The sequence below is a fragment of the Mycobacterium sp. TH-M25 genome, from assembly GCF_057473665.1.
In genome coordinates this window covers 1-6839 of the sequence record NZ_JBYCLA010000152.1, presented here as the reverse complement: position 1 = coordinate 6839, position 6839 = coordinate 1, and the positions used below count along the sequence as shown (strand labels likewise).

7 protein-coding genes and 1 riboswitch are annotated in these 6839 nt (G+C 67.8%); of the genes, 1 reads left to right on the top strand and 6 read right to left on the bottom strand.

All coding sequences use genetic code 11. The features are described 5' to 3' along the window. Both AC2VOU_RS05160 and AC2VOU_RS05155 read right to left on the bottom strand, forming a co-directional pair. On the bottom strand, positions 1-1243 hold a 1243-nt coding region (locus tag AC2VOU_RS05160; RefSeq protein WP_486956392.1), incomplete at its 3' end, for a PPE family protein. A 78-nt stretch (positions 1244-1321) separates the two neighbouring features. Next, a riboswitch (cobalamin riboswitch) is annotated at positions 1322-1501 on the bottom strand. Positions 1502-1626: 125 nt separating this feature from the next. Beyond that, positions 1627-2526, bottom strand: a complete 900-nt coding sequence (locus tag AC2VOU_RS05155) for a class I SAM-dependent methyltransferase (protein ID WP_486956391.1) — start codon at positions 2524-2526, stop codon at positions 1627-1629. A 140-nt stretch (positions 2527-2666) separates the two neighbouring features. On the opposite strand from AC2VOU_RS05155, the gene AC2VOU_RS05150 reads away from it, so the two are divergent. Continuing rightward, positions 2667-3362, top strand: coding sequence for a cation efflux transmembrane domain-containing protein (locus tag AC2VOU_RS05150; protein WP_486956390.1), 696 nt, complete (start codon positions 2667-2669; stop codon positions 3360-3362). Between the two features lies 1 nt (position 3363). On the opposite strand, the gene AC2VOU_RS05145 is transcribed toward AC2VOU_RS05150, so the two are convergent. The 4 genes from AC2VOU_RS05145 to ctpC form a co-directional block, all read right to left on the bottom strand. Beyond that, complete coding sequence (locus AC2VOU_RS05145; RefSeq protein WP_486956389.1) at positions 3364-3564, bottom strand: hypothetical protein; 201 nt, start codon at positions 3562-3564, stop codon at positions 3364-3366. Beyond that, a complete protein-coding gene (locus AC2VOU_RS05140) occupies positions 3551-4261 on the bottom strand; it encodes a (2Fe-2S)-binding protein (RefSeq protein WP_486956388.1) in 711 nt (236 codons plus the stop codon). The genes AC2VOU_RS05145 and AC2VOU_RS05140 overlap by 14 nt, the downstream gene beginning before the upstream one ends. Positions 4262-4354: 93 nt before the next feature. Beyond that, the gene (locus AC2VOU_RS05135; protein WP_486956387.1) at positions 4355-4729 is read right to left on the bottom strand and encodes a DUF5073 family protein; all 375 of its coding nucleotides are present in this window, start codon (positions 4727-4729) and stop codon (positions 4355-4357) included. Positions 4730-4823: 94 nt separating this feature from the next. Continuing rightward, positions 4824-6839 (bottom strand): manganese-exporting P-type ATPase CtpC (ctpC, locus tag AC2VOU_RS05130; protein ID WP_486956386.1); only part of this gene is annotated, 2016 nt, incomplete at its 5' end.

The window sequence follows — 6839 nt, the reverse complement described above, 5'->3', positions numbered from 1 at the left end:
GCGTCACGTGGGCAAGGGTCGGGGCGATCGGTGTAGGTGCGGGCGGCGGAGGGGGAGTCGGGGCCATGGCGAACGCCGGGGCCAGCATCGGCGCCGTCGCTGCCGGGGCCAGCCCGGCCAAACCCGCCAGGCCCGCCAAGCCGGCCAGCCCGACCGGTGCCACTGCCAGCGGAGCTGAAACCGCTGCCAGCGGCAAAAGGGCCGGCAGTGCCACCGCCAGGGTCGAATCGAGGATGTAGTGCAGCACCTGGATGGTGTTGCCGATTGTCGACCCGACAATCTCGATGAGCGCCAACGGTGCCACCAAGAACAGCTGCGAGGGATTGAACGCGGCGGTATAGACGATCGCGAGCAGGTCGTCGACGATGACGAGACCGGTGAAGGCGACGTAGGACGCGGGGTCTAGTGGCACCGACAGGTCGTAGGCGATGGCTTCGGGGGTGAGGTAGCTCAGCGGGTCGCCGGTGTATGCCAGCCACCACCCGGGCAAGGGGTAGGGCGGGAACGTCGATGACGACAGGCTCTGCAACCAGGTGGCGATCGGATCGTTGAAATCGGTGAAGCCGATCTGGTTGAAGAAGTTCAATATCTCCTGGTAGAGCGGGCCTTCGGTGGGGTACGGCGGCTGTGGGAAAAGCCCTTGCAGATAGTTTTCCAGGTTCGTGAACCACGCGGGCGGTGTCGACGGCTCGCTGGCCGCGGGCGCTTTCATGATCGGCGGCGCCGGTTGGGTGGTCGGGGCGGCCGCGACCGATGCGCCCGCGACGCTCTCGTAGCCGCTCATCACGGTCGCAGCTTGTACCCACATGCGGGCATAGTCGGCTTCGTTGAGTGCGATCGGGATGGTGTTGATGCCGAGAAAATTGGTACCCAGTAACACCGCGTGGGTGGCGTGGTTGGCGGCCAGCTCACCCAGGGTCGGCATCGCGGCGAGCGCAGTGGTGTAGGCGGTCGCCGCGGTTTCGTGATCGGCGGCCCGCGCGGCGCTGTCCGCGCTTTCCTGTTGCAGCCATGCCAGATAGGGCGCGTGGGCGGCAACATAGCTCTCGGCGCTCGGACCCTCCCAGGTCCCGGCTTGCACCTCGGTCAGCACGGCGGCTAATTGGTCAGCGGCCGCGGTGTATTCGGTGCTCAGCGCCGTCCACGCCGCCGCGGCCTCGAGCAGGGGCCCTGGTCCCGGACCGCTGCTCAGCAGCGCCGAATGCACCTCGGGCGGTGCCGCCATCCAGACGGGGGCGGTCACGGGCGGCCGCCAGAAATTGAAGACAACAACGCGCGCAGCGTCATGGGGAGACTCCGTCTTCGGGGTCGACCGCCCCGGCTCGCAGGATGCGAGGACGTGAGTCTCCTGGCTCTCGGATCGCTGCTAGCCTCGCCTTCCAACCTTGCGGCCGTGGCTGGTGAGGGTCGCTCCCCGATGACAGTGGCGGGACCGCGCCGGATTCACACCGGCTTCCTCTGTCGTCATCGCCTAACAGCGACATCGTGCCACACCACGTCGGACGCGTGAGTGGATCGAAGGCCCGACGCGTCGTCCGGATCGACGATGAGGTCCGAAATGTACGGTGAGCTGGTGGGCAACGCGAGCGCACCGCAGCTGCGGTCGGCGCAGCGCTTATCGGCGGGCTAGCCGAGTTGTGCTGTGCAGTAATAGTTCTCGGTATTGCTGTCGTTGCGTTGCGGCACCGGCAGGCCCGCGTCGGCCAGCAATCGGCTGGACCAGTGCCGCGTCGTCTGCCAGCCGCGCGCGTCCAGGTAGGGCGCGACGTCATGACGCTCGCCGCCGAACCACAGGTCGTCGATGCGTGCGTCGAGCCCGTGCTGGTACCACTTTTGCGACGACTCGCGCATCACCTCCAGCGACTCCGGTGAGCTCAAGAAGATCTCGACGACCAGTCGACTGCCCTGCGCGCTGAGCTCGGTGATGTTGTCCAGCAGGCGATCCTGGGCTTCGGGCGGCAGGAAGGCCAGCAGGCCCTCGGCGACCCACGCGGTGGGCCGATCGGCGTTGAAGCCGGCGTGCCGCAGCGCCGCGGGCCAATCGTCGCGCAGATCGATCGGCACTGCCCGCACCTCGACGGTGGGCTCGGCCCCCGCCGCGGCCAGGGTCGCGGTCTTGAAATCCGTCACCTGCTGCTGGTCGATCTCGAACACCACCGTCCCGGCGGGCCAGGAGAGTCGGTAGCCACGAGCATCGAGGCCGGAGGCCAGCACCACCACCTGGCGGATACCGGAGGCGGTCGCATCGGACAGAAATTGATCGATCAACCGGGTCCGCACAGCCATCAGGTCGGTCATCGGCTGCATGCCCCACGGGTGGCCGGAAATGTCGACGTCATCCGCGCTCATCTCGCCGTTCGCCCAGCGAGTGAAGAAATCGACGCCGACCGCCCGCACCAGTGGCTCCGCGAACGGATCCTCGATGAGCCCCGCTCGGTTGGCTCGGGCCCTGCCCGCGGCCACCATGGTGGCGGTGGCCCCCACGCTCGTTGCCAGATCCCAGGTGTCGTTCTCGGTGCGTGCCATGCCAACCAGGGTAGCCATCCGAGGCTGGGAAGCACCTGTTGATAACTGCGCCGAGCGCGATTAGGCACCTCACCTGCAGACGATGTGTCCCGACAGCGAGGCAGAGGCATCCGCTTTGCGTGGTGGCCTAACATCGCTGGGTGACCGAATCGCGTTCGATGGCCGATCAGGCTGGGCTCGCCGTCGACGCCTGCTGCGAATCAGGGCACGGGCATGGGCCTGCCGTCGCGCACGACATCCGGTGGCAGCACCGGGCAAGGTGGGCGTATCGGCTGGCCTGGGTCAGCATGGCCGCGATGCTCACCGAGGGCGTGGTCGGGCTGTGGCAGGGCCTGTCGGTCGGCTCGATCGCTTTGACCGGGTGGGCGCTGGGCAGCCTGCCCGAGGCGCTGGCCAGCGCGATGGTGGCCTGGCGATTCTCCGGTTCGCGCACCGCGTCGGCGACTGCTGAGCGTCGCGCGCAGATCGGTGTCGCGTGGTCGTTCTGGCTGACCGCGCCCTACATCGCCGCCGAATCTATCCACCATCTGCTCGACCGGCGCGACGCCGAGACTTCGATGATCGGCATGGCGTTGACGGCTGCCTCGCTGGTGCTGATGCCGATCCTGGGCCGCGTCAAACATTCGCTCGCCGATCACCTCCACTCGGCGGCCACCGCGGGCGAGGGAACACAGAACTATCTGTGCGGCGCACAGGCGGCGACGGTGCTGGTCGGCTTGGCGGTCGCGGCAATCTGGCCGACTATCTGGTGGTTCGACCCGGCGATCGGACTGGGTATCGCCGCCACCGCGATCTGGCAGGGCGTCAAATCCTGGCGCGGTGAGGACTGCTGCTGACTCAGCCGTGCCGAAAGCCCTTGCCGGACCGGTCGAGTGGGTCGGGATCCAACCACAGGAACTCCGCCCGTAGCCGGTCCCACAGCTCCAGCTGGGAAAAGGCGGGCTCGTCGCGCAGGCTTTCCTCGTCGGTGGGCAGTGGCCAGACCTGTTCTCGCCCATTGTCTTCGGTGGTCTGGACGGCAGGGCTAAAGTCGATCATCGCGACTTCTTTCCGGCACCCGGTCGAGGGCGCAATCTCCGCAGAGCCCGCCGTGAGGCGTGCGGTAATACAAACAGCAACTTGTGCGGCGGTAGTCAAGCCCGCCGAAACGGACCGCGGCGCTCAGTCGTGGGTCGGCACAGATGCGGCGAGCGAGTTCTGATCCCGACGTGGTGGCACGGTCGCGGTCGAACACCCGCGCCGCGCCGAGCAAGGCGGACGCCGAGTTGCCCTGCAGCAGCCTCGCCGAGATCGGACCGATGCGGCGCAGCGCCTTGGCCAGCGGCGTGAGATGCCGGTCGATCACCATGTCGGCGAGTGCTGGGCCGAGACGGTCGCTGCGCCGCGACCCGGGGCGTTCGAGGTGCAGCGCGATCTGCCCGTCGTTCTGGCGGAACAGCAGGCGTTCGGGCGGCAGATCGACGAGCAGGCCGTGGCCTACGGCGGTGCCCACGCCGATCGACCATAGCCGTGCGGCGAAGCCGAGGAAAAACGTCGACGCCGCCACCCGTTGCTCGCTGACCTCCATCCGGGTCTGGATCTGGCCGATGGTCGCGGCCAGCAGTGCAGAGTTGTCGTAGAGGCGCGCGACGGGGTGCCAGCCCTCGTTCGGTGGCCCGGTGCCCACGGCGAAATAGGAACTGACGTTGTGGATGTCTGCGAGCGCTGTGAGCGCCGTCGTACCGCCGAAAGGCATTAGTTTACCGGCCTTCCCGCGCAGGATTCGGATCAGTCCCGCACCGGCTTCCTACGTCGTCGACTTACCGGGGGAGTATCGCACGCCGAGCATTCAGCCCGCCCCGGCGCTCAGCGCGTCCACCGCCGCGTCGATGCTCGCGACCACCGCCGGACCGTGTCGGGCGACGAGTTGGCCCAGCGAGCGGGCGAGGTGCGGCCCCACCGCGTCCGCCAGCAGCACCTCTTCGCCGATCACGATGCCGCCGACCACGTGTGCCGCCAACAGCCTGGCGTCGGGCGTCACCTGGTAGCGCCAGTCTCCGATGTGCAACCGTGCGGGTTGTGAGGAGAACATGCCCCGCTTGGCGGCGGTGTGCGTGACGCCGGGCACGGCGGCAAAAACGTTGATCACCAACGCTATTCCACCCGGACCCGCCAATGCGTGACTGACAGTGCGGGTGATCCGTTCGGCGTCGAACTCCGCCATCAGTCGTTCCATGTCATCGACCCCGCTCGACCCCGTTGCCAGCGAACGGCTCTCGCACGCCGACCGGGTATTCACCTCGGACCTGTAGCGTTGTTCACTCCAAGCGGTACCGAATCAGGCGTGAACTGTTCGCGACGACGGCCACCGACGAGGCATTGTGCAGGATCGCGGCGAGCACCGGTGATAGCGCGCCCCCGGCGCCGATCAGCAGCCCGGCGGCGTTGACCGCGATCGACATGCCGTAGTTCTGCCGGATGACCTCGACCGCGCGCGTACCCAGATCGCTGACGTCGAGCAGTCGGCGCAGGTCGTCGTTGGCCAGCGCCACGTCGGCGGTCTCGACCGCGACGTCGGTGCCGGCCAGGCCCATCGCGATGCCGATGTCGGCCGCGGCCAGCGCGGGCGCATCATTGATTCCATCGCCGACCATGCCGACGATGTAGCCCTCGTCTTGCAGTCGGCGTACCACCTCGAGCTTGTCCTCGGGCAGCACTTCGGCGCGCCACTCGTCGATGCCCAGTTCGGCGGCAACGACTTTCGCGATGTCGGTGTGATCGCCGGTGAGCATCACCACGCGGCGAATCCCGTTGGCGCGCAGTTTTTTCAGCACGTCGGGCGCCTCGGTGCGAATCTCGTCGCGCAGGCTGATCAGCCCGACCAGGGTGTCGTCCACGGCGAGTAGCAGCGGAGTTTCGGCCTGCCGGCGCAGTTTGTCGACCCAGTCCGAGGCTTCGCGAGAGACGGCGACGTTCTCCGCGCGCAGCAGCGAGGGACTGCCCAGCAGCAGCGTCCGGCCGTCGGCCCTAGTGCGCATGCCGAGGCCGACCAGTACCTCGCACTCCTCGTGCGGCGGAATGATGATGCGACGTTCTTCGGTGGAGCGGATCACCGCCTCGGCCAGCGGGTGCCGCGAGTGCAGCTCGGAGCTCGCGGCGTAGGCGAGAACCTGCTCAGGCTGCCAATCATCGTGCAGCGCAATGATATTGGTCACCACTGGTCGGCCGACCGTGAGGGTTCCGGTCTTGTCGAAGACGATGGCGTCCACTCGGCCGGCCTGTTCTAGATGCGACCCGCCCTTGATCAGAATGCCGCGCCGCGCACCGTTGCCGATCGCCGCGCTGATCGCCGTCGGGGTTGACAAGCCGACCGCGCACGGGCAGGCGATCAGCAGCATGGTCATCGCGCGACGGACGTCTCCGGTTAGCGCGAGTGTGACGGCGGAGACGATGAACGAGATCGGCACGAAGCGGCGAGAGAAATTCTCGCCGACGGTCTGGATCGGCGCGCGATCGTGCTGGGCTTCCTCGACGCGGGAGATGATGCGCCCGATCGCGGTCTGGTTGCCGACCGCGTGGGCACGGATCACCAGCCGACCGCGCAGCACCACCGAGCCGGCGTGGACCGCCGCTCCGGCGACGATGCTGACCGGCAGGGTCTCCCCGGTGATCGCGGACTGGTCGACAACCGCCTCGCCCTCGACCACCTCGCCATCGATCGGTATCGCCACGTGGTCGTGGACCACCACGTCGTCGCCGATCTGGACGCTGTCGATCGGCACCTGGACTTCGTTACCGTCGTCGAGGCGGACCCACGCGGTGTCGGCGTTGCCGCGCAACAGATCCGAGATCGCCCGCCGGGTTCGGCGCAGCGTCAGGTCCTGCAGGTACTCGCCGATATTCAACAGCCACAGCACGGTCAGCGCGACGACGTTCTCCCGCAGGACCAGGCTGGCGACGGTCGCGGCGGTCACCAATGCGTCGGTGCCCGCGCGGCCGGATCGCAGCGAGCGTAGTGCGCCGCGCAGGAACGGGTACCCCATGAAAATGGTTGCGCCCGTGGCGACCAACTGCCCCGACGGACCCAGTAGCGGGGGACGGTTGAACCCGTAACGCCGGATGCCCAGCAGAGCCAGGGCCGTCCCGCCGATCGCCATGCGCAGAACCTCGGTGTTACGGATGTCCGATGATCGTGGCGTACGATCCGGAATAAGCTCGGCGGCAACGTGTTCGGCTTCGGCTATTGCCGCGAGCAGCTCGGCGCGGTCGCAGCGCTTCGGGGAATACCACACGACGTCTGAGCCGGTGTGCGGGTAGGCGTGCACGGCGCGTAC

Coding starts and splice junctions, on each gene's coding strand:
- AC2VOU_RS05140 (WP_486956388.1), bottom strand. CDS start 4,261: ATGCCTTTCGGCGGTACGACGGCGCTCACAGCGCTCGCAGACATCCAC.
- AC2VOU_RS05135 (WP_486956387.1), bottom strand. CDS start 4,729: ATGGCGGAGTTCGACGCCGAACGGATCACCCGCACTGTCAGTCACGCA.
- AC2VOU_RS05145 (WP_486956389.1), bottom strand. CDS start 3,564: ATGATCGACTTTAGCCCTGCCGTCCAGACCACCGAAGACAATGGGCGA.
- AC2VOU_RS05155 (WP_486956391.1), bottom strand. CDS start 2,526: ATGGCACGCACCGAGAACGACACCTGGGATCTGGCAACGAGCGTGGGG.